General features: G+C 63.8%; 25 protein-coding genes. 14 read left to right on the top strand and 11 right to left on the bottom strand.

What is annotated here, in order from left to right; all coding sequences use genetic code 11:
- Positions 1-314: 314 nt before the first annotated feature.
- From J4G43_RS34955 to flaF, 3 genes are all read left to right on the top strand, one after another.
- Positions 315-1,919, top strand: a complete 1,605-nt coding sequence (locus tag J4G43_RS34955; RefSeq protein ID WP_063982267.1) for a DUF1522 domain-containing protein — start codon at positions 315-317, stop codon at positions 1,917-1,919.
- Positions 1,920-2,163: 244 nt separating this feature from the next.
- On the top strand, positions 2,164-3,771 hold the full coding sequence (locus tag J4G43_RS34950) for a flagellin N-terminal helical domain-containing protein (protein ID WP_208087706.1): 1,608 nt from the start codon (positions 2,164-2,166) through the stop codon (positions 3,769-3,771).
- A 290-nt stretch (positions 3,772-4,061) separates the two neighbouring features.
- Positions 4,062-4,430, top strand: a complete 369-nt coding sequence (gene flaF, locus J4G43_RS34945) for a flagellar biosynthesis regulator FlaF (protein ID WP_014493991.1) — start codon at positions 4,062-4,064, stop codon at positions 4,428-4,430.
- Positions 4,431-4,483: 53 nt separating this feature from the next.
- On the opposite strand, the gene J4G43_RS34940 is transcribed toward flaF, so the two are convergent.
- The 4 genes from J4G43_RS34940 to J4G43_RS34925 form a co-directional block, all read right to left on the bottom strand.
- Complete coding sequence (locus J4G43_RS34940; protein WP_028148520.1) at positions 4,484-4,846, bottom strand: hypothetical protein; 363 nt, start codon at positions 4,844-4,846, stop codon at positions 4,484-4,486.
- Positions 4,847-5,005: 159 nt separating this feature from the next.
- Complete coding sequence (locus tag J4G43_RS34935) at positions 5,006-5,503, bottom strand: hypothetical protein (protein ID WP_028158316.1); 498 nt, start codon at positions 5,501-5,503, stop codon at positions 5,006-5,008.
- 11 nt (positions 5,504-5,514) lie between these two features.
- Positions 5,515-5,883, bottom strand: a complete 369-nt coding sequence (flgJ, locus tag J4G43_RS34930) for a flagellar assembly peptidoglycan hydrolase FlgJ (RefSeq protein ID WP_028148518.1) — start codon at positions 5,881-5,883, stop codon at positions 5,515-5,517.
- A complete protein-coding gene (locus J4G43_RS34925; RefSeq protein WP_028148517.1) occupies positions 5,883-7,007 on the bottom strand; it encodes a flagellar basal body P-ring protein FlgI in 1,125 nt (374 codons plus the stop codon). Before J4G43_RS34925 ends, flgJ begins: the two co-directional genes overlap by 1 nt.
- 270 nt (positions 7,008-7,277) lie before the next feature.
- Between J4G43_RS34925 and J4G43_RS34920 the strand changes: the two genes are divergently transcribed.
- On the top strand, positions 7,278-7,691 hold the full coding sequence (locus J4G43_RS34920) for a flagellar assembly protein FliX (protein ID WP_063982271.1): 414 nt from the start codon (positions 7,278-7,280) through the stop codon (positions 7,689-7,691).
- Here the strand turns inward: J4G43_RS34920 and J4G43_RS34915 are convergent.
- A complete protein-coding gene (locus J4G43_RS34915; RefSeq protein WP_071912203.1) occupies positions 7,688-8,059 on the bottom strand; it encodes a winged helix-turn-helix transcriptional regulator in 372 nt (123 codons plus the stop codon). The two genes, J4G43_RS34920 and J4G43_RS34915, sit on opposite strands and share 4 nt — an antisense overlap.
- Positions 8,060-8,223: 164 nt before the next feature.
- On the opposite strand from J4G43_RS34915, the gene J4G43_RS34910 reads away from it, so the two are divergent.
- Together J4G43_RS34910 and dksA are read left to right on the top strand one after the other, a co-directional pair.
- A complete protein-coding gene (locus tag J4G43_RS34910) occupies positions 8,224-8,835 on the top strand; it encodes an NAD(P)-dependent oxidoreductase (RefSeq protein ID WP_208087705.1) in 612 nt (203 codons plus the stop codon).
- A 168-nt stretch (positions 8,836-9,003) separates the two neighbouring features.
- Positions 9,004-9,414: an RNA polymerase-binding protein DksA gene (gene dksA, locus J4G43_RS34905; RefSeq protein ID WP_208087704.1), complete on the top strand. Its 411-nt coding sequence runs from the start codon at positions 9,004-9,006 to the stop codon at positions 9,412-9,414.
- Between the two features lie 289 nt (positions 9,415-9,703).
- Here the strand turns inward: dksA and J4G43_RS34900 are convergent, their stop codons facing one another.
- Positions 9,704-10,102: a winged helix-turn-helix transcriptional regulator gene (locus J4G43_RS34900; protein WP_208087703.1), complete on the bottom strand. Its 399-nt coding sequence runs from the start codon at positions 10,100-10,102 to the stop codon at positions 9,704-9,706.
- 94 nt (positions 10,103-10,196) lie between these two features.
- Between J4G43_RS34900 and J4G43_RS34895 the strand changes: the two genes are divergently transcribed.
- Positions 10,197-11,225 (top strand): SDR family oxidoreductase, encoded by a 1,029-nt coding sequence (locus tag J4G43_RS34895; protein ID WP_208087702.1) that lies wholly within the window; start codon positions 10,197-10,199, stop codon positions 11,223-11,225.
- A gap of 96 nt (positions 11,226-11,321) precedes the next feature.
- A complete protein-coding gene (locus J4G43_RS34890) occupies positions 11,322-12,101 on the top strand; it encodes a 2-keto-4-pentenoate hydratase (protein ID WP_208087701.1) in 780 nt (259 codons plus the stop codon).
- Positions 12,102-12,249: 148 nt separating this feature from the next.
- On the opposite strand, the gene flgH is transcribed toward J4G43_RS34890, so the two are convergent.
- The 4 genes from flgH to flgF are packed head-to-tail and all read right to left on the bottom strand — an operon-like array spanning position 12,250 to position 15,752.
- A complete protein-coding gene (gene flgH, locus J4G43_RS34885) occupies positions 12,250-13,014 on the bottom strand; it encodes a flagellar basal body L-ring protein FlgH (protein ID WP_208087700.1) in 765 nt (254 codons plus the stop codon).
- Positions 13,015-13,017: 3 nt separating this feature from the next.
- Positions 13,018-14,175: a flagellar basal body P-ring formation chaperone FlgA gene (flgA, locus tag J4G43_RS34880; RefSeq protein ID WP_208087699.1), complete on the bottom strand. Its 1,158-nt coding sequence runs from the start codon at positions 14,173-14,175 to the stop codon at positions 13,018-13,020.
- Positions 14,176-14,185: 10 nt separating this feature from the next.
- Positions 14,186-14,974 (bottom strand): flagellar basal-body rod protein FlgG, encoded by a 789-nt coding sequence (flgG, locus tag J4G43_RS34875; RefSeq protein ID WP_208087698.1) that lies wholly within the window; start codon positions 14,972-14,974, stop codon positions 14,186-14,188.
- 16 nt (positions 14,975-14,990) lie between these two features.
- Positions 14,991-15,752, bottom strand: coding sequence for a flagellar basal-body rod protein FlgF (flgF, locus tag J4G43_RS34870; RefSeq protein WP_135214589.1), 762 nt, complete (start codon positions 15,750-15,752; stop codon positions 14,991-14,993).
- A 382-nt stretch (positions 15,753-16,134) separates the two neighbouring features.
- On the opposite strand from flgF, the gene fliL reads away from it, so the two are divergent.
- The 5 genes from fliL (at position 16,135) to J4G43_RS34845 (ending at position 19,932) form a co-directional block, all read left to right on the top strand.
- A complete protein-coding gene (gene fliL / locus J4G43_RS34865; protein WP_208087697.1) occupies positions 16,135-16,635 on the top strand; it encodes a flagellar basal body-associated protein FliL in 501 nt (166 codons plus the stop codon).
- 19 nt (positions 16,636-16,654) lie between these two features.
- Positions 16,655-17,857, top strand: a complete 1,203-nt coding sequence (gene fliM / locus J4G43_RS34860; protein ID WP_071912214.1) for a flagellar motor switch protein FliM — start codon at positions 16,655-16,657, stop codon at positions 17,855-17,857.
- On the top strand, positions 17,854-18,300 hold the full coding sequence (locus J4G43_RS34855) for a DUF6468 domain-containing protein (protein WP_063982280.1): 447 nt from the start codon (positions 17,854-17,856) through the stop codon (positions 18,298-18,300). Before fliM ends, J4G43_RS34855 begins: the two co-directional genes overlap by 4 nt.
- 9 nt (positions 18,301-18,309) lie before the next feature.
- A complete protein-coding gene (locus tag J4G43_RS34850) occupies positions 18,310-19,071 on the top strand; it encodes a MotE family protein (protein WP_208087696.1) in 762 nt (253 codons plus the stop codon).
- A gap of 663 nt (positions 19,072-19,734) precedes the next feature.
- A complete protein-coding gene (locus J4G43_RS34845) occupies positions 19,735-19,932 on the top strand; it encodes a hypothetical protein (RefSeq protein WP_071912220.1) in 198 nt (65 codons plus the stop codon).
- 22 nt (positions 19,933-19,954) lie between these two features.
- Here the strand turns inward: J4G43_RS34845 and J4G43_RS34840 are convergent, their stop codons facing one another.
- A complete protein-coding gene (locus J4G43_RS34840; protein WP_208087695.1) occupies positions 19,955-23,368 on the bottom strand; it encodes a VCBS domain-containing protein in 3,414 nt (1,137 codons plus the stop codon).
- A gap of 371 nt (positions 23,369-23,739) precedes the next feature.
- On the opposite strand from J4G43_RS34840, the gene J4G43_RS34835 reads away from it, so the two are divergent.
- Positions 23,740-24,432: a FecR family protein gene (locus J4G43_RS34835; RefSeq protein WP_208087694.1), complete on the top strand. Its 693-nt coding sequence runs from the start codon at positions 23,740-23,742 to the stop codon at positions 24,430-24,432.
- The last annotated feature ends 28 nt before the right edge of the window (positions 24,433-24,460 follow it).

The following is a 24,460-nucleotide window of genomic DNA, read 5'->3' as shown; positions in this document are numbered from 1 at the left end:
TCCATCAACCCTTTTACAACGATCCGTCGCGGCGTTCGTGCGATGAGGGCGATCGTTCGTGATTTGGAGCCGATCCTTGCGCAACATGGTTAACAGGTCGTAAACGACGGCGCCGGGGACGGAAAATGCAACAATTTCAAGGCCGATAGCGGCATGTCCAGCCGTCTGCCGCGGCCTCGAAGGGGGCTTCCGGCGTCGCGGCGGGAAAAACTGCGGGTTTCATTTCACGGATTGTTAGAGGCTTGGACGCACGGTCCGGCGGTCGTCTGATCAATTGGTCAGATAGGACGCGTAGCTACCAGAAAGGTAACAGTATGTCCGTCGTTCTCTCCGCATCGGTTCGCCAGAACCTGCTCTCCCTCCAGTCCACCGCCGACCTCCTCGCCACCACCCAGTCCCGTCTGTCGACTGGCCGCAAGGTGAACTCGGCTCTGGATAATCCCACCAACTTCTTCACCGCCCAGGGCCTTGATAACCGCGCCAGCGACATCGGCAATCTGCTCGATGGCATCGGCAACGGCGTTCAGGTTCTCCAGGCAGCCAACACCGGCATCACCTCGCTGCAGAAGCTGGTGGACAGCGCCAAGTCGATCGCCAACCAGGTGCTGCAGAGCCCGACGGGCTACTCCACCAAGTCGACCGTGACCTCGACCGCCATCACCGGCGCGACCGCCAGCAACCTGCTGGGTACCGCTTATACCAACAGCACCGTCGCCGGCACCGCCGTGCTGAACGACAACACCGGCACTGCGGTCAACATCACCGCTTCCACCCAGCTGGTTGGCACCGCGGGCGCGACGTCCGACGACCTTGCTACGGCCATCACCAACGGCTCGGTCCTGACGGTCAACGGCAAGAACATCACGTTCTCGACCGCGCAGACCACTTCGACCACCGACACCGCCGGCAACGTCACCATCGGCATCGGCACGGGCAGCACCTTGACGGTGCAGAGCGTGCTGAGCGCGATCGACGGCATCACCGGCACCGGCACCGCCTCGACCGTCGCGGCTGGTAAGCTCACGCTGAGCACCGGCACGACCTCGGATCTCACGATCGCGGGTTCGGGCAACGTGCTCGCCGCGCTCGGTCTCACGGCCGGCACCACCGCCCGCGTCCCGCCCGCCATCTCGGGCCAGACGCTGACGATCGCAGCCACCGGCGGCGGCACGCCCACCAGCATCACCTTCGGCACCGGCACCGGCCAGGTCTCGACGCTGAACGGGCTCAATTCGGCGCTGGCGGCCAACAACCTGCAGGCCTCGATCGACTCGACCGGCGTGATCTCCATCACGACCACGAACGACGCGGCCTCCTCGACGATCGGCACGCTCGGCGGCTCGGCCTTTACCGCCACCGGTCCGTTCCACAGCGCTGCCATCGCGGCTCCGGTTGCCGATCCGACCTCGCAGACGCAGCGTGCAGGCTTGGTTGCGCAGTACAACAACGTGCTCGCGCAGATCAACACGACCGCGCAGGATGCCTCCTTCAACGGCGTCAACCTGCTCAACGGCGACACGCTGAAGCTGACGTTCAACGAAACCGGCAAGTCGACGCTGAGCATCACCGGTGTGACCTTCAACACCGCGGGTCTCAACATCTCGACCCTCGCCTCGGGCACCGACTTCCTGGACAACGCTTCGGCCAACAAGGTCCTGACCTCGCTCAATGCCGCCAGCAGCACGCTGCGTTCGGAAGCATCGACGCTGGGTTCGAACCTGTCGGTCGTGCAGATCCGTCAGGACTTCAACAAGAACCTGATCAACGTCCTGCAGACCGGTTCGTCAAACCTGACGCTGGCCGACACCAACGAGGAAGCGGCCAACAGCCAGGCGCTGTCGACCCGCCAGTCGATCGCGGTCTCGGCGCTGTCGCTGGCCAACCAGTCGCAGCAGAGCGTGTTGCAGCTCCTGCGCTGATACGCGACGAAAATCGTCAAACAAGGCATTACGGCGGGGCTTTTGCCCCGCCGTTTTTTTGCGCGTGACGCGGCGTGAGCCGGGTTTCAGGGAACCCTGGCCGGTTAATACCTTGTTAACCCTGTGGCTTAAGCCGCCATTAACCTTAATTTAAAGGAGTGCGTCTAGAACTAGACAAAAGCCCATTTGCCAGACCGGCGGGCTCCGATCCGTACGCGTCGCGCTCCAAGAGGAAGATCTGCCAATGTCCAACATCGTTCTCTCGGCATCAGTCCGCCAGAACCTGTTGTCGCTGCAGTCGACAGCCGACCTGCTCGCTACCACGCAAGGACGCCTTTCGACCGGCAAGAAGGTGAACACGGCGCTTGATAACCCCACCAACTTCTTCACCGCACAGGGGCTCGACAATCGCGCCAGCGACATCAGCAATCTCCTGGATGGCATCAGCAACGGCGTGCAGGTGCTGCAGGCCGCCAACACCGGCATCACCTCGCTGCAAAAGCTGGTCGACAGCGCCAAATCGATCGCCAGCCAGGTACTGCAGAGCCCGACGGGGTACTCGCCCAAATCCAACGTGACGTCGGCCGCGGTCCCCGGTGCGACCGCCAACAACCTGCTGGGCACGGCATACACCAACAACACGGTCACCGGCACCGTCGTCAACAATGACGATACGAGCGGCGCGGCGCCGATCACGGGCGCGACCAAGCTGGTCGGTACCGCCGGTGCAGGTTCGGACGATCTCGGTACGACCATCACCAACGGTTCGGTCCTGACTGTCGACGGCAAGACGATCACCTTCTCGACCGCGCAAACCACCTCGACCACCGACTCGTTCGGCAACGTCACGATCGGCATCGGTGCGGGCAGCACACTCACGGTGCAGTCGGTACTGAGCGCGATCGACGGCATCACGGGTACGGGCACGGCCTCGACAGTTTTCGGCGGCAAGCTCGTGCTCAGCACCGGCACGAGCCAGGATCTGGCGATCTCCGGCTCGGGCAACGTGCTCACGGCGCTCGGCCTCACTGCCGGCACCACCGCCCGCGTTCCGCCCCCGCTCAGCGGCAAGACGTTGACGATCGGTCCGACCGGCGGCGGCACCGCCACCAGCATCACCTTCGGTGCCGGCGTCGGGCAGGTTTCCACGCTCAATCAACTCAACGCGGCGCTGGCGGCGAACAACCTGCAGGCAACGATCGACACGACCGGTCATCTCAACATCGTGACCTCCAACGACTCGGCGTCCTCGACGATCGGCGCAATCGGCGGCACGGCCGCGGCGAGCGGCCAGCCCTTCTATGGCCTGATCGCGCAGGCGCCCACCGTCGACCCGGATTCGCAAGCCACGCGCGCCAATCTGGTCGGGCAGTACAACAACGTGCTCGCGCAAATCAACACCACGGCGCAGGACTCTTCCTACAACGGCGTGAATCTGCTGAACGGCGATACGCTCAAGCTCGTGTTCAACGAAACCGGGCGTTCGACGCTGAACATTCAGGGCGTCACCTTCAACGACGCCGGCCTCAACCTTGCTCCCTTGACCTCGGGCGTTGATTTCCTGGACTCGAAATCGGCGAACGCCATCCTGACTTCGCTCAACTCGGCCAGCACCACGCTGCGTGCCGAGGCGTCGACGCTCGGTTCGAACCTGTCGATCGTGCAGATCCGTCAGGACTTCAGCAAGAACCTGATCAACGTGCTGCAGACCGGCTCGTCGAGCCTGACGCTTGCGGACACCAACGAGGAAGCGGCCAACAGCCAGGCGCTCTCGACGCGTCAGTCGATCGCAGTCTCCGCGCTGTCGCTCGCCAACCAGTCGCAGCAGAGCGTGCTTCAGCTCCTCCGCTAACCGCGACGCTGACGTACACGATGAATCATTCAACGGCGAAGCCTAGGCTTCGCCGTTGTTTTGAGCGAGATCGCTAACTGTCGATTAGCTCAGATCAGCGCATGATGGATGCAATCGTTTACAGTGCGCGCACTCGGATTTAGCCTTGAGGTGAAGGTGGATGCCGCGACCCGTAATTGTCCGGAGCTCGTCCGCACTCTCACGTAAGCAAATCTTAAGCGGTGCTGCCTAGGGTTGGGAAAGAGATCCTTAAGCCTGTACAACGGGCGAGGAAACCTCCAGGGTGATCGATGTCGAGTTCTGCTGCTTCGGCCTACGCGCGTGTAGCCACGACCACTGCGTCTCCTCGCGATATCGAGGCGCAGACGCTCCTGAAGGCCGCCAACAAGCTGCAGGACGCCATCAACAGTGCCGATCCCTTCAACGAGCAGACGACGCAGGCGTTGATGTTCAACCGCAAGCTCTGGACCATCTTCCTGAGCGAGGCGATGCGCGACACCAATCCGCAGCCGCTCGACGTTCGGCAGAGGATCGCCAATATCAGCGTGTTCGTGCTGAGCCAGACTGCTGCGCTGCTGATGAGCCCGCAGCTCGATCACTTCCGCCCGCTGATCGAGATCAATCGCAATATCGCCGCCGGTCTTTCGGGACGGTCGTAACGCGACCGGTTCGAACGACCTCGATACGGCCGTCGCGACCCGCGGCGTGAACGTCAGGCGCTGCGATCGGTGCTGAGTGGACGCGGGGGCTCGGACTTCATATCCAGTGCGTGGAAATAGGCCCGCCGCCGCAGCATCGCTTCGTCCGGAAACTGATCGACAACCGCATCGGTCCTTTCGTTCACAACCTGGAACACGAAGGACGCGGCGGGCTGGTTGAAAACCACCTGGCGTGAAACGCTGTCGTTGGTGCTCTGCAAATCATTGCGCGCAGCCGCGCTCGTATCGCTCGCGGCGACCGTCTGGCTCACCGGCAAATCGGTTTGCACGGCCTCGTTCGCCGCCGCATTGGACGTCGTTATGATCTGCACGGGGGCCGGTATCCCCACCGGCCTGATGCTGAAATCTGTACTCATGGCAGCCTCCTGGTTGCCTCGTCTGAGTCAAATCCCAACCCCTCTCAATACGCAACCATGGAACACCAGGATTGAAGACCGGGTAAGCAAACGTGCCTAACCGCGCGACGATATCGCCGCGCGGTTTTTCGTAAAATTGCGGGGAGTTTTCGCGCGCGCTCAGAGCGAGCGGCTGACCGCGAGCGGGGTGATGTGGCGTGGGCCTGGAGCCGCGCGGCGTCCCGCCGCCGTGTAGGTGTTGGGCACGTTGCGCTTCTGGATCTCGGCGTTGACGCCGCGCACCACGCTTTCCGAGACCGCGTGTGCGGTCGCGAGCACGGTGAGATTGACCTGGAGCATCGCGCGGAACGCATCGTGGTGCCGATGCAGCGTCGAGAGCAGCTCGGGCGCGGATTTCGCGAGCTGGGCCTGGTTCGTCTTCAATTCGCTGACGGCGCTGACATAGTTGCGCGACAGCTCCTGCTTCTTGCTCTCGAGCGTCATCGCTTCGCGGACCTGGCCAGCGCGGACGAGCTCGGTCTCGCGCTCGACCAGTCCGAGCAGGGCGTTCATCGCATCCATCAGCTGCTCGGCGACCTTGCGCGCCTCGGCGTTGCCGGGTGCGGTGTTGGGGCGCTGCGCTTGCACCGGCTGACGTGAGGCGTTGAAGTGGTTCATCTCGGTTGACCTTATGCCGTGCGGATTGTTTTCGCCTGCTGCATGATGAGGGTGCGGTAGACTTCGGTGGCGACACCGACGCCGCCGGCCTTGGCGAAGTTCTTGGAATATTGCTCGGTCAGCATCGAACGCCACACGCCGGTGCCCGGGGTGTCGCCGAACGGACCTTCGCCCTTCAGGCCCGAGGTCATCTGCGAGAACATGCTGTTGAGGAACATCGCCTCGAAATCGGTGGCGGTCTTCTGCGCCTTCGACTGCTGCTGCGGCGAGACCTTCTGCAACGCGGCGGCGAGCTCGAAGTCGGGCCGGCCGTTGCGGCTCTCCACCGAGAAGGCCGAGGAGGTGACGACGTGCGGGGTATTGATCATGCTGGTCTGCATCACATCACCTCGATGTCGGCTTCGATCGCGCCGGCGGCCTTGATCGCCTGGAGGATGCTGATGAGGTCGCGCGGGCCGATGCCGAGGCCGTTGAGGCCGTCGACGAGCTGCTGAAGCGAGACGCCGTCCTTGACGACGGCGAACTTCTTGCCGTCCTCGACGACGCTAACGCCGGTGCGCGGCGTGACCACCGTGCGCCCGCGTGACAGCGGGTTGGGCTGGCTGACCTGCGGGCTCTCGGAGATGGTGACGGTGAGGTTGCCTTGCGCCACCGCGACGGTGGCGACGCGAACGTCGCGGCCCATCACGATGATGCCGCTGCGTTCGTCGATGACGATCTTGGCGGCGAGATCAGGATCGACCTGGAGCTGCTCGATCTCGGTGAGGAAGGCGACGACGTTGCCCTTGAACTCCGGCGGGATCGAAAGCTGCACCGTCGAGGGATCGATCGGCTCGGCGGTCTTGACGCCGAGATAGTCGTTGATCGCGGCCGCGATCCGCTTGGCCGTGGTGAAGTCGGCGTTGCGCAGCGCGAGTCGCACGTTCGGCAGCCGATTGAGCGCGAATTCGATCTCGCGCTCGATGATGGCGCCGTTGGCGATGCGGCCGACGGTCGGAACGCCGCGCACGATTTTCGCCGCTTCGCCTTCGGCCTGGAAACCGGAGATCGCGAGCGAGCCCTGTCCGACCGCGTAGACATTGCCGTCGGCGCCGAGCAGGGGCGTGACCAGCAGGGTGCCGCCGCGCAGATCCTTGGCGTCGCCCAGCGCGGAGACTGTGACGTCCATGCGCGTGCCCTGGGTGGCGAAGGCCGGCAGATTGCCCGTGACCATCACGGCGGCGACGTTGCCGGTGCGGATGGTGGCGCCGCGGATGTTGACGCCCATGCGCTCGAGCATCGCTTGCAGCGACTGCTTGGTGAAAGGGATGTTGTTGAGCGTATCGCCGGTGCCGTTGAGGCCGACGACGAGGCCGTAGCCGATGAGCTGGTTCTGCCGCACGCCCTCGATATTGGCGAGGTCCTTGATGCGCGACGTCGCGCTTGCGGACGTGACCGAGAGCGCCAGCGCTGACAGCGCGGCGCAGGCCACCCCAACAATCCTCACCCAACGAACGCCTGGCATCCTCTGCTCCCCGAGGCTCCTCACATCTCGGACCATCCTCGACACTCCCATGACGAGCTGGTCCGACGCTTTCCTTGCGAGTGCTGTGCCAACGCGGGGCAGCGGGGTTACGCGATTGAATAGGTTGAATAAACCTGTTTCCACCGATGTCAGGGAGCGTTCTCCCTGAGGAGCGAAACTGCCGCCTCTCGGCAGATTTTGCCGGGCCGTTTACGCGCCGTTAACCATAAGACGGCGAAGGTGACGGCATCGATCACCCGGATTCCTGCGATGCGCATCTACGGACCGAACGGCACCACGCTTGGTACGCCGGCCAGCCAGGCCAGGCGGACGAGCTCCGGCACCTTCGTGCTGCCCGACACCTCGTCGGCGCAGGAGACGCGGGGCGCTGCCGCACCGAAGGCGGCCGCGAACATCGATGGGCTGCTCGCACTGCAAGGCATCGAGGAAGATCCGGTCGAGCGCCGCAAGCGCTCGGTCGCCCGTGGCAGGACCGCGCTCGACGTGCTCGACGATCTCAAGATGGGATTACTGTCCGGCAATCTCGACGCCTCGACCGTGATGCGGCTGCGCGATGCCGCGGCGAACCTGAAATCATCCTCGGGCGATCCTGGTTTGGATTCCCTGCTGTCCGAGATCGAGCTGCGCGTCGAGGTCGAGCTGGCCAAGGCCGGGCAGGCTTAGGCCGCTTCGTCCTTCTGCTGCGTGTCGTAGCGGCGCTGGGCGGCGAGCACGTCCTTCAGATTCTGCTCGGCCCAATCGCGCAGGGGATCGACGGCGGCCGCGAGCGTCACCCCGAGCTGCGTGATCGAATACTCCACCGTCACCGGTACGGTTGCGATGGCGTGACGCTTGATCAGGCCGTCGCGCTCGAGCGACTTGAGAACCTGGCTCAACATCTTCTGCGAAATGCCTTCAATCGTTCGGCGCAACTGATTGAAGCGCATCGGCTCCTCGCGCAGCAGCAGCAGGATCAGCACCGCCCATTTGTCGCCGACGCGGTCGAGGATCTGGCGCGTGGGGCAGTTCGCTGCATAGACGTCTGGCTTCATCGTCAACTCCTCACGATCCGTTTGGCCCCTTGCCGGCTCGCGCGCCGGTGACGGGTCCCGGTTACTCTTGCGTAATCAGGTAAGCACAAAGTGCTCTCTTAACACCAGCATCCTTTGCGATATCTAGTAACCGTTAGTTACCAAAAGAAGCAAAGGAGCCTTCCATGAAAATCGCAGTCGCCGGCGCCTCGGGCCGGGCCGGGTCGGAGATCACCGAGGAACTGTCGCGCCGCGGCCATGCGGTCACGGCGATCGCCCGGAACCCCGAGAAGATCGCGACCCTGCCGAACGTCACGCCCACCAAGGGCGACGTGCTCGACCAGGCTGGCCTTGCCAGGCTGTGGGCGGGGCATGACGTCGCCGTGAGTTCCGTGCACTTCCTGGCCAGCGATCCGCTCAAGCTGATCGGCGCGGCGAAGGCGTCCGGCGTTGGTCGCTACCTCGTTATCGGCGGTGCCGGCAGCCTGGAAGTCGCTCCCGGCGTCAAACTGGTTACAACCCCCGGTTTTCCCGCCCAATACAAGGCCGAAGCGGAGGCGGGCGGGGCTTTCCTTGAGCTGCTGCGACAGGAAAAGGACCTGAACTGGACCTTCATCTCGCCGTCGGCCCTCTTCATCGAGGGCGAGCGAACCGGCAAGTTCCGGCTCGGGACCGATCAGCTTCTCGCAGATGCGAACGGAAAAAGCTGGATCAGCTTCGCCGACTACGCCATTGCGCTCGCCGACGAGATCGAGCGGCCGGCCCATCCGAGGCAGCGTTTCACGGTCGGTTACTAGGCCTTCGGCCGCCCCCGGGTTCTCCAGGATAAACCTTCCTGTGCAAGGGCTTGGGGGCGCTAACCGAACGATCAGGGAAATATTGTCTGTCACAGGAGGCCGCTATATAAGCCCGGCTTAACGGACCCCGTTCCGTTGCGAGTCGTTGCTTAGACAGATAGGCCGCCCTTGGAAAAGTTGAAAAACTACCGACCGACCGAAAAAGAGCCTTTCATGAACGACCGGCAGAAGGAGTACTTCCGTTTGAAGCTCCTCGCCTGGAAGGATGAGATCCTCAAAGAGTCCAAGCTCACCCTGCAGGCTCTGCAGGAGGAGAACGTGAACCACCCCGATCTCGCCGATCGGGCATCGTCCGAAACTGACCGCGCCATCGAACTCCGCGCCCGCGACCGCCAGCGCAAGTTGATCGCCAAGATCGACGCCGCGCTCCAGCGTATCGAGGACAACACCTACGGCTATTGCGAGGACACCGGCGAGCCGATCTCTTTGAAGCGGCTCGAAGCCCGGCCCATCGCGACGCTCTCGGTGGAAGCGCAGGAGCGCCACGAGAAACGCGAGAAGGCCTACCGCGACGAATAGAGTCCGAGCCGCAGCGATGCGGCTCTTTGTTTTTGGGCTCACGGTGCAGCTTGAGCGCCGTGATCAGCATTTTGTCTGCCGCTTGCCGCGACGCGCATCAGCGATCGCGAAAAGTGAATCACGATCAATGGGCTAGAGTCACTTCCTCCGAGCTCACGTAAGTTCGGATGAGAAACAGCCTTCACTTCAGGTGAGGGAGCTTTTGCGAGTCGCATCAACGAGATCGACTCGAAGGCTGAGGCAACGATCCGGCAGCTTCACACATCGCTGCAATCAGGCTTGGCTGCAATCAGGCTTGCTGCGACGCCGCAAGGCGCGCATCGCCATAAAGCCTGGACCAGCTCAATATTTCCTTAAATGCCGGCAACAGGCCGTAGGCCGCATCCGTCAACTCGTACTCGACCCTCAAGGGTTTCTCCGCGAAGACGGTTCGCGACACCAATCCGTCCTGCTCGAGCTCGCGCAGCTGCGTGGTCAGCATGTGCTGGGTGATGCCGCCGATCGATCGCCGCAACGCGCCGAAACGAACGGCGCCGTTCATCAGTGCAAACAGGATCTCCAGCTTCCACTTGCCGCCGAGTGCATGGATGGCGCGCTTGAAGTCGGCGAGCAGGGCAGCGTCGGGGCTGCAATCGCAGTCGCCGTCGCAAACGCTGGTCAGGTTTTCCATACCGGTCTCGAAATCCATTCTACTTGTTCCCCGGGAGATAGTGACCAGATGCGGCCTTGAGCAGGGTGGCGGAACCAATTCGCCCAGCCTGCGCAATGAGGGGAATTCGGCAATGAGCATTGTTCTGGTCACCGGCGGGTCCGGCTTCGTCGGCATCCATGTCGTCCTGCAGCTTCTGGCCGCCGGCCATCAGGTGCGGACCACGGTGCGTCGCCCGGACCGGCAGGCCGACGTGCTCGCCATGTTGCGCGAGGGCGGAGCTGCGTCGCCGGAAAGCCTGTCCTTTTTCACCGCCGATCTCACCGCGGACGACGGCTGGCGCGAGGCCGTCGCCGGCTGCGATTACGTGCTCCATGTCGCTTCGCCATTGTCGACCAGTGTTCCCAAGGACGAGAACGAGATGATCATCCCGGCCCGCGACGGCACGCTGCGGGTGCTGCATGCCGCACGCGAGGCCGGCGTCAGGCGGGTCGTCGTCACCTCGTCGCTGGGCGCGATCGGCTATGGCCATCCGGCGCGCGACAGGCCGTTCGACGAGACCGACTGGACCAATCTCGACGGCGCCGACGTGCAGCCCTACATCAAATCCAAGACGCTGGCCGAGCGGGCGGCCTGGGATTTCGTCGCGCGCGAGGGCGGTGGGCTCGAATTGTCCGTCGTCAATCCCGCCGGCATTTTTGGCCCCGTGCTCGGGCCGGACTTCTCCGGCTCGATCGAGATCGTCAAATCGCTGCTCGACGGCGCCATGCCGGCGGTGCCGCGGGTCTATTTCGGTGTGGTCGACGTGCGCGACGTGGCCGATTTGCACCTGCGCGCGATGACGGCGCCCGAAGCGAAAGGCGAGCGCTTCATCGCGGTCTCCGGCGAGACGATGTCGATCCTCGATATCGCCAGGGTGCTGCGGCGGGAACTCGGACCCAGGGCGCGCCGGGTTCCGCGGCGCCACGCCCCGGACTGGCTGGTGCGGCTGGCCGCGAACCGGATTCCGCTGCTGCGCGCGGTCGTGCCGATGCTTGGAAGGGTTCGGCATTCCACCAGCGCCAAGGCGAGGTCGCTGCTCGGCTGGCAGGCCCGTTCCAACGACGAGGCGATCCTCGCGACGGCCGAGAGCCTGATCCGGCTCGGTCTCGTCAAGGGCTGAGGCCGCCCTTGGCCCGTCCCTTGGCCCGCGCTTGTCACGCCGCGGCGGGGATGCTGAAGTGCCGACCTCAATTGCGTAGCGTGGGAGCCGGCGCCGATGGACAAGATTCTCAAAGCCGCAAAGGCGATTGCACTCGCGCGCCGTAACCGCGCGCCGCTCGCGGCCCTGGACCATCCGCCGGCCGACGAAGCCGAGGGTTATCAGGTCCAGCGCGCGCTGCACGATCTCCTGTTGCCGCATGTCGGGCCGCTGGTCGGCTACAAGATCGGCTGCACCAGTCAGGTGATGCAGGACTATATCGGCATCCCGCATCCCTGCGGCGGCAGCGTGTTCCAGAAGGGCGTGCATGAGAGCGGGGCCAAGCTCGCGGCTGCCAACTATGTCCGTGTCGGCGTCGAGTGCGAGATCGCGGTGCGATTGAAGCGCGACCTCGCCGCCGGCGAGGCGCCGTTCACGGCCGAATGGGTCGGCGAGGCCGTTGAGTTCTATCATCCCGCGATCGAGATCGTCGACGACCGCTATGTGAAGTGGGAATCGATGGGTGCGCCGACGTTGATCGCCGACGATTTCTTCGCCGCTGGCTGCGTGCTGGGTGAGGCGGTGCCGCGCTCGTCGGTGCCGGATCTGAAGGCGGTCAAGGGCCGCGCCATCGTCAATGGCGAAGAGGTCAGCCACGGCACCGGCGCCGACGTGCTCGGCCATCCCCACAACGCACTCGCCTGGCTCGCCAACCACCTCGCCGCCGAAAGCAAGGGTCTGCACGCGGGGCAACTCGTGCTGACGGGGAGCCTGGTGAAGACGCTGTGGCTGAAGGCCGGCGACAAGGTGCGGATGGAGCTGGACGGGCTGGGCGTGGTGGAGGCGGAGTTTACGTGAGGGCTCCTACGGCAATCCCCGCCGTCAGTCGTCCCAATCGGCTTTACAAAATACATGCGGCCCTCGCCAGGGGAGCTAGCGAGGGCCGCGTAGTACATCGTCGTTCGCGCCTAGGTTCGCGAACACGATGTGGGAGCTCGGGAGAGGCTTAGAAGGGCAACAGCACGTCCATGACCTGCTGACCGTAGCGCGGCTGCTGCACGTCCGTGATCTGGCCGCGGCCGCCATAGGCGATGCGGGCCTGTGCGATCTTGCTGGAATCGATGGTGTTGTCGCTCTGGATGTCTTCGGGGCGGACGATGCCGGCGACGATGAGTTCGCGGATCTCGTAGTTGACGCGGATCTCCTGCTTGCCTTCGACGACGAGGTTGCCGTTCGGCAGCACCTGGGTCACGACCGCGGCGACGTTGGTCTGCAAGGCCTCCGTGCGATTGACCGAGCCCTTGCCGTCGGCGGAGGATGTCGAGTCGGTGGTGAGAAGGCGGCCGGGCAGGATCTTGAGCGGCTGCGTGACCGTCTTGCTGCCGATGAAATCGGTAATCCCCGAATCCTCCTTGGCGGTTCGGCTGCGCTGGGTCTCGTTGGCGATGTTGGCCTTGTCGGTGATGTTCACGGTCACAGTCAGGAGGTCGCCGACATGGGTCGCGCGCTGGTCCTTGAAGAAGGCGCGGCTGCCGTTGCGCCACAATGAGTTCGGATTGTAGGAGGCGACTTCCGGCTTCGGCATCGGCATCTGCACCGGCTTGTAGCCGGGCTGCGTCGTCGGATTGTCGATCGCCGACAATTTCGGTTGCTCGCCGATCTGCGACAGGCGGTCGATCGAGGAGCAGCCGCTCGCCAGCGCGCAAACTGCCAGCAGCAGACCAGAGATCGCGACGCGACGAAGACGGGAAGCCGAACTCAACCTGGACATGACTTACTCTGACTTGGCTGGAGCTTGCGGGACGCGAACTTGCGGAATATGGGCTTGGGCGATCTGAGCTTGAGCGGCTTGGGCTGGAGACGCGGGGGCCTGGACCAGGCTCTGGGCGAGCGCTGCAGCAGCGGCCGCGGGGGTGGGCGTTTCGTCGCGCTTGAGCGAGGAGGTCTGCTCGACCGCGGGCGCCATCGGCGCGGACTGGCTCGCGCCCTGGATCGTCACCTGGCCGCGACCGGTGACAATGCCTGCCAGCGTGCGCTTGGTCTGGAGATTGAGCACGCTCACGGTGTCGCCCTCGGCGCCGCTTTCGAGCGCCTTGCCGCGCGTGGTGAGGTAGATCCCGGGGACCTGGTAGATGACGGTGACGCTCTGGTCGCGCGACACGAAGTCCGGCTTGACGATGTCGGCGACGCGGATCGGCGTACCCGCCCGCATCGGCCGGCGGAGCTGCATGCCGAGCGTGCGCTCGCGCGAGGCGGCCTCACCGGTGACCTCTGCCTTCGGCCGGCGCTCGAGCGCGATGTCGGAGGACTTCAGGAGATCGGCGCGGTCGATGTCGCGCGTCAGCACGGCCACTTCCACCGTCTCGATCGCGGTGCCGGTGAAGCGCAGCTTGGTCGGCGCCGCATTGTTGTCGTTGTTGATCTCGAAGGCGATGTCGAAACGGCCGTTGCGGGCGTCATAGCGGGTTGCGACTGGCTGGAGCGCACCGGTGTTGGAGGCGTCGAGCCGCATGTCGGCGACGCCGCGGTCGAACGTGACGGCGATGTTGGCGGCTTCCCCAAGGCCGAAGCGGCGCTCGAGCGCCGAGGCCACCGCGGTTTCGAGGTCCTTGTTGGCGAGCGTGCGGGCGAGGCGGGTGACCTGGACTTCCTTGATGTCGCCGGTCATTACGCCGATCACCTGCTTTGCGCGCAGCACCGACAGCACATGCGCGACCGGCAGCGCGCCGGTGGTGCCGAGATCGGGCGAGCGGTAGACCGGGATCAGCGCGGTTGAGCCGGCATTGTCGATGAGATCGCCGACCCGCACCACGTCCGAGGTCACGGTGACGCTCGCGCGCAGCGTCGGCGCTGCGATGAAATCGTCGGCGGCCTGCGCCGGCGGCGCCAGCAGCAGGAGAGCGGAGATCGTGGCGAGGGTGGTGCGGATCATCGTCATCACCTCAGCGGAACAGCGCCGTGGTCGATTGCATCATCTGGTCGGCGGCGCTGATGACCTTGGCGTTCATCTCGTAGGCGCGCTGCGCGGCGATCAGGTCGCTCATCTCCGAGACGACGTCGACATTGGCCTGCTCCAGGCTGCCCTGCGTGACCTTGCCGTAGCCTTCGGAGTTCGCGGTGCCGTCCTGCGGCGGGCCGGAAGAGGGCGTCTCGACGAACTGATTGTTGCCGACGGGCTGGAGGCCCGCCTTGTTGATGAAGCGGGTCACGCCAATCTGGCCCTGAACGGCCGACGTCGACGAACCCGGCAGCGTCACCGAGACCTGGCCCTGCTCGTTGACGGCGAGGCCGGAGGCGTTGTTCGGGATGCTGATGGTCGGCTGCACCGGGTTGCCCTGCGCGGTGACGACGCGGCCCTGGTTGTCCATCTGGAAGGTGCCGTCGCGGGTGTACTGGAAGGTGCCGTCGGGCATCAGGATCTTGAAGAAGCCTTCGCCCGAGATCGCGAGGTCGAGGTCGTTGCCGGTCTGCGACAGCGTGCCCTGCGTCATGCTGCGCGGCGTGCCGACGGTCTTGACGCCGCCGCCGATGTCGACGCCGACGGGCACGATGGTGCCCTGGTCCGAGGCCTGCGCGCCGACGCGGCGGACGTGCTCGTAGATCAGGTCCTGGAACGCCGCCGTCTGCTTCTTGAAACCGGTGGTGCGCAGGTTGGCGATGTTGTTGGAGATGACCTGGACGTTGAGTTCCTGGGCCGCCATTCCGGTCGCAGCGGTGTGGAGCGCTTGCATGTCAGTGATCCCCTAATCAGGCCGGAACGTCGGCGAGCTTCTCGATCGCCGATTTGTGGAGGTCGCTCTGCTGCTGGAGCAGGTTGGCGATGGCGGTGTAGCTGCGCATGACTTCGACCATGCGGCTCATCTCGCCGACCGAGTTCACATTGGACTTCTCGATGTAGCCCTGGCGCACGGTCGACCTGGTGATGGCCTGCGGGGTCGCGGAGCCGACGTCATAGAGGTTCGCGCCGAGCTTGGTCAGCTTCGCCGCATCGTCGAACGCAGCCATGCGGATCTTGCCGCGGATCGAGTCGGTCTTGGCGGTGCCCTCGAGCACCGTGACGGTGCCGTCGGGCGCGACATTGATGTCGTGGTCGGTGGGCTGGAAGGTGATCGGGCCGCCGGTGCCGAGCACGAGGTTGCCGTCGGAGGTGACGAGCTGGCCGGTGCTATTGAGCGAGAATTTGCCGTCGCGGGTGTAGCGTTCGCCGCCATTGGCCTGCACCGCGAAGAACGCGTTGCCGTCGATCGCCATGTCGAGCGGGTTGTTGGTCGGCTCCATCGGCCCCTGGCCGACGTCGCGGAAGGTGCCGCGGTCCTGCACATAGGAGACCCGGCGGTCGGACGCGATGAAATTGTCCTCACGCGCGTTCGAGTTGAGAAACTCCTCGAACAGCGAATGGTCGGCCTTGAAGCCGTTGGTGTTGGCATTGGCGACGTTGTTGGCGATGACATCCATCTGCCGTTCCAACGTCATCTGCCGTGACAAGCCGATCAGAAGCGCGTTCTGCATCGGAAATCTCCCCTGAGTGAGCCTGCCACCTCGCTCTCCCAAGCGCCTTGGCCGACCCGTGAACGAGACCGCCAGGTTCTCCCAAACCCTCCGGCCTCGGTCCTCTCTCAGCGAAAGCCGTGCCAACTCCAAAAACTGTGTAATTTTAGTGTCTTGGTATATTCTTGAGGGGTGCGGGGAGGCGGCAGAAAGGTTCTGTTAGCCATGTTTGCCCGGCAGATTTTTCCTAGTGGAGGCCCAATCGAAAGATTCCGTTAACCATTATTACCGTAGCGTTTGCGTGTAAGAGGAGCGCACTGCGCTGGGGCATTTGTATCGCGTCACTGTCTGCCAGGAGGCTTCGCTCTTTCGACCCCTTATGAGATGAGCGAGCCTATCGACCATGGCAGACAATGAAGCGGAAGGCGGCGGAGCCGCCGAAGGCGCGGAAGCCGCCCCGCCGAAGAACAAGCTCAAGCTCATCATCATGGCCGTCGGCCTGCTCGCCGTCCTCGGCGGCGGTGCCGCGACCTGGTTCTTCTTCTTCCGTCATGGCGACGACGAGCATCACGCCGAGGCGGCGCCGCCGCCGAAGCCGCCGGCCTTCGTCGACGTGCCCGACATCATGGTCAACCTCGCCGGCGCGCCCGGTGAGCGCGTGCAATATCTCAAGCTCAAGATCGTGCTGGAGCTCAAGGAAGAGAAGCAGATCGAGGCGATCAAGCCGACGATGCCGCGCATCACCGACATCTTCCAGACCTATGTGCGCGAGCTGCGTTCCTCCGACCTCAACGGGTCCGCCGGCGTCTTCCGCCTCAAGGAAGAGCTGACCAAGCGCGTCAACGCGGCGGTCGCCCCGGTCCAGGTCAGCGCAGTGCTGTTCAAGGAAGTCGTGATCCAGTGAGCATGACGGGCTAGGGATCATGGCAGGCACCGACCAACCAGACCAGGATGCAATTGCCGCCCAATGGGAGGCCTCGCTTGATTCCGAGGATCCCGCCGAGGCCGCGAAGGCTGCTGCCGAAAACGAACTATCCGAGACCATGGCCCTGCAATGGGCGGCCATGGTCGAGGACGGCAGCCGCGATCTCGGCGCCGGCAAGAATTCCGGCGAGCGGGTGCTGTCGCAGGAGGAGATCGACAATCTTCTCGGCTTCGCGGTCGGTGACGTCACGCTCGACGACCATTCCGGCATTCGCGCGATCATCGATTCAGCGATGGTCTCCTACGAGCGTCTGCCGATGCTCGAAATCGTCTTCGACCGCCTGGTGCGGTTGCTGACGACCTCCTTGCGCAATTTCACCTCCGACAACGTCGAAGTCTCGCTCGACCGCATCACCTCGGTGCGCTTCGGCGACTACATGAACTCGATCCCGCTGCCGGCCGTTCTCTCGGTGTTCAAGGCCGAGGAGTGGGAAAACTTCGGCATGGCGGTGGTCGATTCGAGCCTGATCTATTCGATGATCGACGTGCTGCTCGGCGGCCGCCGCGGCGCCAGCCAGCTCCGCATCGAGGGCCGGCCCTACACCACGATCGAGACCGAGCTGGTCAAGCGGCTGGTCGAGGTGGTGCTGGTCGATGCCGAACAGGCGTTCCGGCCGCTGTCGCCGGTGACCTTCACGATCGACCGGCTCGAGACCAATCCGCGTTTCGCCGCGATCAGCCGTCCTGCCAACGCCGCGATCCTGGTGCGCCTGCGCATCGACATGGAAGATCGCGGCGGCAATATCGAGCTGCTGCTGCCCTACGCGACCATCGAGCCGATCCGGGGCGTCCTGCTCCAGATGTTCATGGGCGAAAAATTCGGCCGCGACACGATCTGGGAGGGCCATTTCGCCACCGAGATCAACCAGGCCGAGATCGCGGTCGATGCCGTACTCTACGAGGCCGAAATCCCGCTCAAGCAGCTGATGCGGCTCAAGGTCGGCGACACCCTGCCGCTCGACATGCGCGCGGATGCCAACGTGACCGTGCGTTGCGGCGACGTCACCCTGACCGAGGGGCGGATGGGCCGGGTCGGCGACCGCGTCGCGATACGGGTGACGAAACCCCTGCGCAAGCCAAGTACGACACTTGCGATGTTCGAGAAGGTGGACGAGCAGAACAAGATGATGGAGGCCCCATGAACCACTCCCTGGGAATGGCGATCGAGACGCTGGTGGCTATCCTGCTGATGCTGACCATCGTTTACTGTGTCATGCTCAACAAGCGGCTGACGCGGCTGAAGGCGGACGAGCATTCGCTGAAGGCGGTCATCGGCGAGCTGATCACCGCCACCGAGATCGCCGAGCGCGCGATCGGCGGGCTGAAGCTCGCGGTGCGCGACGTCAACGAGAACCTCGGCAGCCAGCTTGCGGCGGCGACGCAGATGTCGGACCAGCTCTACAAGCAGCTCGGCGAAGCCGACAACGTCGTGCGGCGCCTGTCCAAGATCGCGATCGCCGCGCGCCCTGCGGCGAGCCCGGAAGCGGCCGCGGTGCCCGCGGCCAAGCCCTCATCGGCGAAGGCGGTGGCGGCTGCGGCCGAAGCCTTCTCCGAGCGACGACGATCCAACGGCCTTGCGGCATAAAGTCAGGGTATGAAATCCTTTCGTAACATCCGCGTCATTCCAGTCGTCCTGGTCGCCGTCGCAGGGCTCGCCACGCTCAAGGTCGTGGGCCTCGTGATCAATGGCGGCTATGTCTTCGACTACCAGCCGAGCCAGATCAAAAAATCCTGGGCGCAGGAGAATCTGAACTTTCCGACGGGGCGGGAAGACCCCGATATCACGGGATCTACCCACGGCGCGCCGAAGGAGGCGCCGAAGCCCGCCGCGCCCGAGACCAAACCCGAGGGCACCGTGGTCAAGATGGACGAGGCCCAGCCGCAGGTCTCGGCCTCCGAGCGCGCGATCCTGGAGCGCTTGCAGGCACGCCGCCAGGAGATCGAGTCCCGCCAGCGCGAGATCGACATCCGCGAGAACCTGCTGAAGTCGGCCGAGAAGCGCATCGAAAACAAGGTCGAGGAGATGAAGGCGGTGGAATCCCGCATCTCCGCGACCCAGGCCGAGCAGAAGGCCGCCGAAGCCCAGCGCATGAAGGGCCTCGTGACCATGTATGAGGGCATGAAGCCCAAGGACGCCGCACGGGTGTTCGACCGGCTCGAGATGGGCGTGCTGATCGAGATCGCCTCGCAGATCGCGCCGCGAAAGATGTCGGACATCATGGGCGTGATGTCGCCGGAGGCCGCCGAGCGGCTGACGGTCGAGATGGCCCGCCGGGCCAATGGCGGCGGCGATCAATCGGCCGCGGCCGGCGATCTCCCCAAGATCGACGGCAAGCCGACGCAAAAGCCGAATTGAAGGCTCCGGAGGCGCGGCGCGCTGCGGCAGCCTGCGCGCAATCGCGCGGTCGTTCGGCCTGTACGCGGCTAGACGCCTTGCGTGTCTAGTTCGCGAACCGCTGTTGAACCCTGGGACCCGTCGCGCTCAGCGGCTTCTCGACGGGAAGGAGGGTCTCGCAGTGCTGCCTGATCAGCGCAGCCTTCGTCGTGCGAGTCACGAGATGAAGGGTGCTGTGGCAGCAGGAACACTCGTATACCTTTAGTGCATAGCCCCGCGCGATTGGAAAGACGGCTACGACCGCTCTTGCCTGGCTACATACAATGCAGTTGGCTTCTCCGCTCATTGATTGCTCCCCCAAAAAAGTTGACCAATCGCATTCGCATCGCAATGATCACATTTGATTCAGAGTCGTTGATGGACCGCAACACCTCTGAGGTTGTGCGAGCCTACTCGGCAACCAAGTACGCAGGTCAAACGCGCCGGGGAGTGGGGTGATCGCCGCGAGCTTGACGTCCTTGCCGCACGAAGCTCGTCGGCTCGCGTTGCAGATGCAGCTGAAGCAAGCGGCATCTTCTGAGGCTGCGATGAGTTGACGCGTGCAACTGTGAACTGGAGTACAGTGGTGCTGGAGAGTTCGTCCTAGGCTCCCGCCATCGGCAATCAGCCGCGCGGGCGGAAGCCATGAATTACTCGTCCGTAGCAGAACGCGCAATCGAAGCCGTCAATCGGCTGCTCATCGCGGCGATGACGTTGGCCTGGACATCCGCGCTTGACCATCAGCATGCATTGCCGCCGCAAGAAGAGGATGGCGACATTGACGATGCTTGTCCCGAGCGGGACAGCTCCGCCGCATCGGATGGCACCGGAAAACAACACTGAAGATCCAGTTGCCCTGCGGACATCACACGATCAGATCGTGCGGCACGTGGGCGTGAGCTGAGCCTGCGCCGTGAGCCGGATCAATATGCGGCGGGGATGGATCAGGCATCGACGCCGCCCTGAATCCGTGGACGACGCCAGCATGTTCGTGATGATCGGACGGGTCCGAAGGATCGTCCCATCCTGCGCTGAGCTCTGAATGGTGGCCATGCAAAGCGCCATCCTTGATGGCGTAGGGTTCGACCGCCGCGTGCCAGGGCGCGGGCGCAATGTCACCCGAACCGTCAGAGCCGTGCTGCTTGAAATGAAATGAGTCCCCGAGGTGAACCGAAGCAACTCGAGGAAGGCCGTTCTCGGCTATCGGGTCCCCATGATGATGCTCGCGCAAGTGATTTTCGTGGTGTGACGTCTCGATGGAGTCTGGGCCGGACTCCATGCTTGGGTCGACCGTGGACGGCGTGACCGGGCCGCTGTCCTTGGCGGCCACGCTCTCTGGAGCGGGCGCGATCCCCTTGCCGTTGTCGAACGGTGTCAACTTGTCGAATACGAACCTATTCTCCGCGACTGCCGTGGGATGAAGCTGGTTGACGGGCTGCACGTGGCTCACCGCGGAGGCCACGTTCTCGCCGGTTGGCGCGTCCGATCGCGTGTTCGCATCGTCGGGCTGAACGAACTGGGTGTGCCCGACCCGGACAACCCGTTCGCAATCGACATCTAACCTGCACCCGCTCGCCTTCGCAGCTTGCCCGGGCCCGTCTCCGTCGATCAGGGCGGCTCGCTCATGGACGGTTTCGCCTGATGAGAGGCTGGTCACCGTCGTCGGGCTAACGGTCGCGTCGTTGTCCGCGCCCGTTTCGAGATTGGCCGGCTCGGCTGCCATCGCATGACCCGACGTTTCCAGCGCGAGCATGAAATCCGACGTCTGGACGGTGGAGAAGCCATCGAGATGGACTTCCACCAGGCTGGAATCGCCGATGCTCAGGCTTTGATCCGTCGGATTGACGTAAACGATGGTCTGGTTCGCCGAGCTGTCGTAGAGCCAGGCGATCGTATGTGCGGGCACCGTCGTGCTGGAGGGGTCGAGTGCCAGAACGGAGAGAGTGAGCGCGCCGAGCGCTATCAGGTCGCCCCGCTCAGAGTCTGCCTTGAAACCAGAGATGATATCAGGGCGCGCTGCACTGGAATTCGACGTCGAGGCAAAGACGAAATGATCGTCTCTGGAGCCGCCGGCAAGAAGGGTCTGTTCGTGCCCGTCATGAGAGGTGTCGCGACCGCCGTTTGTGCCGATCTTGCCATGATCCGGACTTTCGCCGGAGGCGCCGATGCCATCCGTGTTCGCGTCATGGGTGCCCGCAGCCATCGTCGGACCGGCGGCAAAGGCTCTCGCAGCCGCATTGTCTTCGGGCGGCGCGGTGGCGTGGGGCGGATCGGCGGCATTGAGAGCTGCCGCGTGGCCGAAATGGTCGCGATCGTCGGCGCCGTGGATTGTGATGGCTATGGTCTGTTCCGTCCCATCGATGGTCGTGACCGTGAAGGTGTCGGTCAAAGTCTCGCAGGAAGGAAGCGCCTGCACGGCACAGTTGGCGGTGTCGAGCGTGTAGGTCCACACACCGGCGGCGGTCATTGTGAAAGTGCCGTAGCCGCCCGCGCTCCGTGTCGCACAAGTGACCGGCGTGAATGTATTCGGCGCGTTGTCGACGTCGGTGTCAGTCAGTCTGCCGCTCGCCGTCGGCTTGCCGTGTTCCCTGCAATCGGGCTCGGTCACCGAGCCAGTGATGCAGCCGTGGATAATGGCCGGATCGTTCGTGCCGTGGATGGTGATCGTCACCACCTGCGCGGTGCCGTCGACGGTGGTCACGGTGAAGGTGTCGGTCAGGGTGTCGTGGGCGTTCAGCGCCTGGACGGCGCAATTGGTGTCATCGAGCGTGTAGGTCCAGACGCCGTCAGCCGTCATCCGGAAGCAGCCGTAACCGTGGTCGCTCGCCCTGGGCGAGGTCACCGGCGTGAAGCTGTCGGGAGTATTGTCGACATCCGTATCTGCAAGCTTGCCGGTCGCGATCGGAGTCCCGGGCCTCCAACACGCGGCTTCCGTCACGGTGCCGGTCGTCGTCCCGGAAATGATGGCAGCGTCGTTGGAGCCGTTGATCGTGATGGTAATCAACTGCGGGGTGCCGCCGATGCTGGTCACCGTGAAGGTGTCTGTCAGCGTCTTGCCGACGTTCAGAGCCTGCACTGCGCTGTTGGATTGATCGAGCGTGTAGCTCCAGACGCCGTCGGCGGTCATCGTAAAAGTGCCGTAGCCGTGCGCACTCTTCGTCGGGGAATTGACAGCCGCGAAAGTGTTGGCGGGGTCGTCGACGTCGATATCCGAAAGCTTGCCGGTTGTGACGGGTGGGCCGGTTGTGACAGGTGGGCCGGATGGGGCATTGGCGACGCCGCCGGATTCGATTGACAAGCCGGTCGTCGTGCCGGAGATGATCGCCGCGTCGTCGGCTCCGTTGATGTTGATCGTGAAGGCCTGTTGAGCCGAAAGCGACCCGTCGGACACGGTGATCACAAAGCTATCGGTGGTCGGCGTCTTCAGCGCGTTGATCGCGCCACTGTTGGGAACGAAGGCATAGGCGCCAGTCGAGCTGTTCAGATAAAGCGTGCCATAAGAGCTGGTCTTCGATACGTCGTAGATCGCTCCCTCCAGCGCGGTAGCGCCCGTAGCGCCTCCGCTGATGCCGAAAGTCAGCGCGGCGCTGGAGCTGCTGGCGCTGAAGGTTCCCCTCGTTGCGGCGAAGACGTCGAACGCGACCGTGTCGAGTTCAAGCGGGCCCGCCTGCACATTCAAGATCGGCGGCGTCCGCACGGGCGTGATGATGTCGGGCACCGTGACGATGATCGGCTGCAACGGCAGCAGTGCGCTTGGCGCCGCGGGCGCTATGAAATTGATCGGCTCCAGCGGCAGAGATTCGACGAACAGAGGCGTGCCGGACCCGTTCTTGCCAAATCCCTTCGAGAAATTTTCGAGCGCCTCCTGCTGGGCCACCCGCAGCTCCTCCATGCGGGTCGCGCTGTTGTCGAGCTGATTCACGGTAAGCCCGGAGCCGACCTTGCTCAGCACGACCGTTTGTCCGGGGTCCTCGACGATGATGTGCCGCGGGATTGATTCCTTGGTCGTGAGCTCGAACGTGCCGTGTGCAAAGTCCTTGTATGTAATCGTATCGTCGTCCAGGAACGTTGCGTTCGGGTCTGCGGCCCTGACCTCTTTGATCATCGAGAAGAGCAATGCCGTGAGCGACAGCATCCCGAAACGGCCGGCAGAGGCTCGCTCATGAGATTGAATAGCGGGTACATCAGGAGGATTGCTCTTCGCCGTCTTCACGCGGCGATGCAGGCCCGCAGCGGCTTCGCGCTCGCCCCCGTGCTCTGCAGTGGACGTGACGGCCATTTTTCAACCTCGATTGCCCTAGCGGTCGGCCTCAGGCGTCGCCCTATGCCGCCGCGTCTTGGCCGGCTTGCCGCGTCACGCGATCGGGAACAATTTTGTGCCGGCAACCTCAGCTATGCCCGCTAAAAAGTTGTCGTTTCTGAGAATTCCGCCCAGGCTGATCACGGCAGAATTGCTGACGTTTCGCCCGACGGTACCGCTTTCAGCGCTAAAAGCTGTTTGAAATTGCCTGGCGCGGATAGTGACTCTTTTGGACACGGCGATCAGCCATTCGGATTACCCCGGAATAACCATTTTGGCTGTCGTGGTTTGCTGTTGCTGGTCTGCCATTATCCCCGATGGCTTTCGTCGGCGCTGTCGGAGCCGTTCGGATGCTCGAGGATCATATCTTCGAAAAGGAGGAAGCCATGGGCACTCGTGCAGCGATTGTTCTCGTGGCAGGTCTCGTCCTTGCGCTGGCCGCTTCGTCACCCCGCCCGGTTCAGGCGCAGGACGATTCTCCGCGGCGTGCCGTGCTGGACTCGTCGTCAAAGCCAATCGGGAAAGTTGTGACAGCCGATGGCTCGGTCATCATCGAGCATGCGGGCGCCGCCATTGTCCAGGCAAACGTCGGGGCCGAATCCATCCAGACGAAAGTCGGTGATCCCGTCTATTTGGGCGATGTGGTTCGAACCGGTGCCGACAGTCGGGTCGGCATCAATTTCGTCGATGGAACTTCGTTCAACTTGTCGAGCAACGCCCGCATGACATTGGACGAATACGTCTACGAGCCGGGTGGAAAGTCCAATTCGACAGCCTTCAACCTGACCAAGGGTACGTTCGTTTTTGTTGCCGGCCAGGTTGCGAAGACCGGTGACATGAAGATCGAAACGCCGGTCGCGACGATGGGCATTCGAGGCACTACACCTCACGTCGAAATCTCGGACGACGGAACCACCAGGTTTTCCACTCTGATCGAAGAGGGCAAGACCAAATATACGAAGAAGCCCGGCGCAGCGGGGCCACGCCAACCCGAGCAAAGGGCCGAGCAAAGGCTCAATCTGAACATCTGTCGCGGCTGCTAGAGAATTGGTCCGAGCCGGTGCAATCGCC

It is taken from the genome of Bradyrhizobium barranii subsp. barranii (assembly GCF_017565645.3).
Lineage (GTDB): Bacteria > Pseudomonadota > Alphaproteobacteria > Rhizobiales > Xanthobacteraceae > Bradyrhizobium > Bradyrhizobium barranii.
Note: the sequence above shows the minus strand (reverse complement) of the source record. Positions and strands in the feature narration are given on the sequence as shown.

What these genes read in the sequence shown, in the direction of transcription:
- flgA (WP_208087699.1), bottom strand. Translation starts at nt 14,175, where the DNA reads ATGATCCGCACCACCCTCGCCACGATCTCCGCTCTCCTGCTGCTGGCG.
- J4G43_RS34840 (WP_208087695.1), bottom strand. Translation starts at nt 23,368, where the DNA reads ATGGCCGTCACGTCCACTGCAGAGCACGGGGGCGAGCGCGAAGCCGCT.
- J4G43_RS34910 (WP_208087705.1), top strand. Translation starts at nt 8,224, where the DNA reads ATGAAAATCGCAGTCGCCGGCGCCTCGGGCCGGGCCGGGTCGGAGATC.
- J4G43_RS34845 (WP_071912220.1), top strand. Translation starts at nt 19,735, where the DNA reads ATGAATTACTCGTCCGTAGCAGAACGCGCAATCGAAGCCGTCAATCGG.
- J4G43_RS34955 (WP_063982267.1), top strand. Translation starts at nt 315, where the DNA reads ATGTCCGTCGTTCTCTCCGCATCGGTTCGCCAGAACCTGCTCTCCCTC.
- J4G43_RS34900 (WP_208087703.1), bottom strand. Translation starts at nt 10,102, where the DNA reads ATGGATTTCGAGACCGGTATGGAAAACCTGACCAGCGTTTGCGACGGC.
- J4G43_RS34850 (WP_208087696.1), top strand. Translation starts at nt 18,310, where the DNA reads ATGAAATCCTTTCGTAACATCCGCGTCATTCCAGTCGTCCTGGTCGCC.
- J4G43_RS34940 (WP_028148520.1), bottom strand. Translation starts at nt 4,846, where the DNA reads ATGAGTACAGATTTCAGCATCAGGCCGGTGGGGATACCGGCCCCCGTG.
- fliL (WP_208087697.1), top strand. Translation starts at nt 16,135, where the DNA reads ATGGCAGACAATGAAGCGGAAGGCGGCGGAGCCGCCGAAGGCGCGGAA.
- J4G43_RS34935 (WP_028158316.1), bottom strand. Translation starts at nt 5,503, where the DNA reads ATGAACCACTTCAACGCCTCACGTCAGCCGGTGCAAGCGCAGCGCCCC.
- fliM (WP_071912214.1), top strand. Translation starts at nt 16,655, where the DNA reads ATGGCAGGCACCGACCAACCAGACCAGGATGCAATTGCCGCCCAATGG.
- flgF (WP_135214589.1), bottom strand. Translation starts at nt 15,752, where the DNA reads ATGCAGAACGCGCTTCTGATCGGCTTGTCACGGCAGATGACGTTGGAA.
- J4G43_RS34835 (WP_208087694.1), top strand. Translation starts at nt 23,740, where the DNA reads ATGCTCGAGGATCATATCTTCGAAAAGGAGGAAGCCATGGGCACTCGT.
- J4G43_RS34895 (WP_208087702.1), top strand. Translation starts at nt 10,197, where the DNA reads ATGAGCATTGTTCTGGTCACCGGCGGGTCCGGCTTCGTCGGCATCCAT.
- J4G43_RS34890 (WP_208087701.1), top strand. Translation starts at nt 11,322, where the DNA reads ATGGACAAGATTCTCAAAGCCGCAAAGGCGATTGCACTCGCGCGCCGT.
- J4G43_RS34920 (WP_063982271.1), top strand. Translation starts at nt 7,278, where the DNA reads ATGCGCATCTACGGACCGAACGGCACCACGCTTGGTACGCCGGCCAGC.
- J4G43_RS34855 (WP_063982280.1), top strand. Translation starts at nt 17,854, where the DNA reads ATGAACCACTCCCTGGGAATGGCGATCGAGACGCTGGTGGCTATCCTG.
- J4G43_RS34950 (WP_208087706.1), top strand. Translation starts at nt 2,164, where the DNA reads ATGTCCAACATCGTTCTCTCGGCATCAGTCCGCCAGAACCTGTTGTCG.
- J4G43_RS34925 (WP_028148517.1), bottom strand. Translation starts at nt 7,007, where the DNA reads ATGCCAGGCGTTCGTTGGGTGAGGATTGTTGGGGTGGCCTGCGCCGCG.
- J4G43_RS34915 (WP_071912203.1), bottom strand. Translation starts at nt 8,059, where the DNA reads ATGAAGCCAGACGTCTATGCAGCGAACTGCCCCACGCGCCAGATCCTC.
- flgJ (WP_028148518.1), bottom strand. Translation starts at nt 5,883, where the DNA reads ATGCAGACCAGCATGATCAATACCCCGCACGTCGTCACCTCCTCGGCC.
- flaF (WP_014493991.1), top strand. Translation starts at nt 4,062, where the DNA reads ATGTCGAGTTCTGCTGCTTCGGCCTACGCGCGTGTAGCCACGACCACT.
- flgH (WP_208087700.1), bottom strand. Translation starts at nt 13,014, where the DNA reads ATGTCCAGGTTGAGTTCGGCTTCCCGTCTTCGTCGCGTCGCGATCTCT.
- flgG (WP_208087698.1), bottom strand. Translation starts at nt 14,974, where the DNA reads ATGCAAGCGCTCCACACCGCTGCGACCGGAATGGCGGCCCAGGAACTC.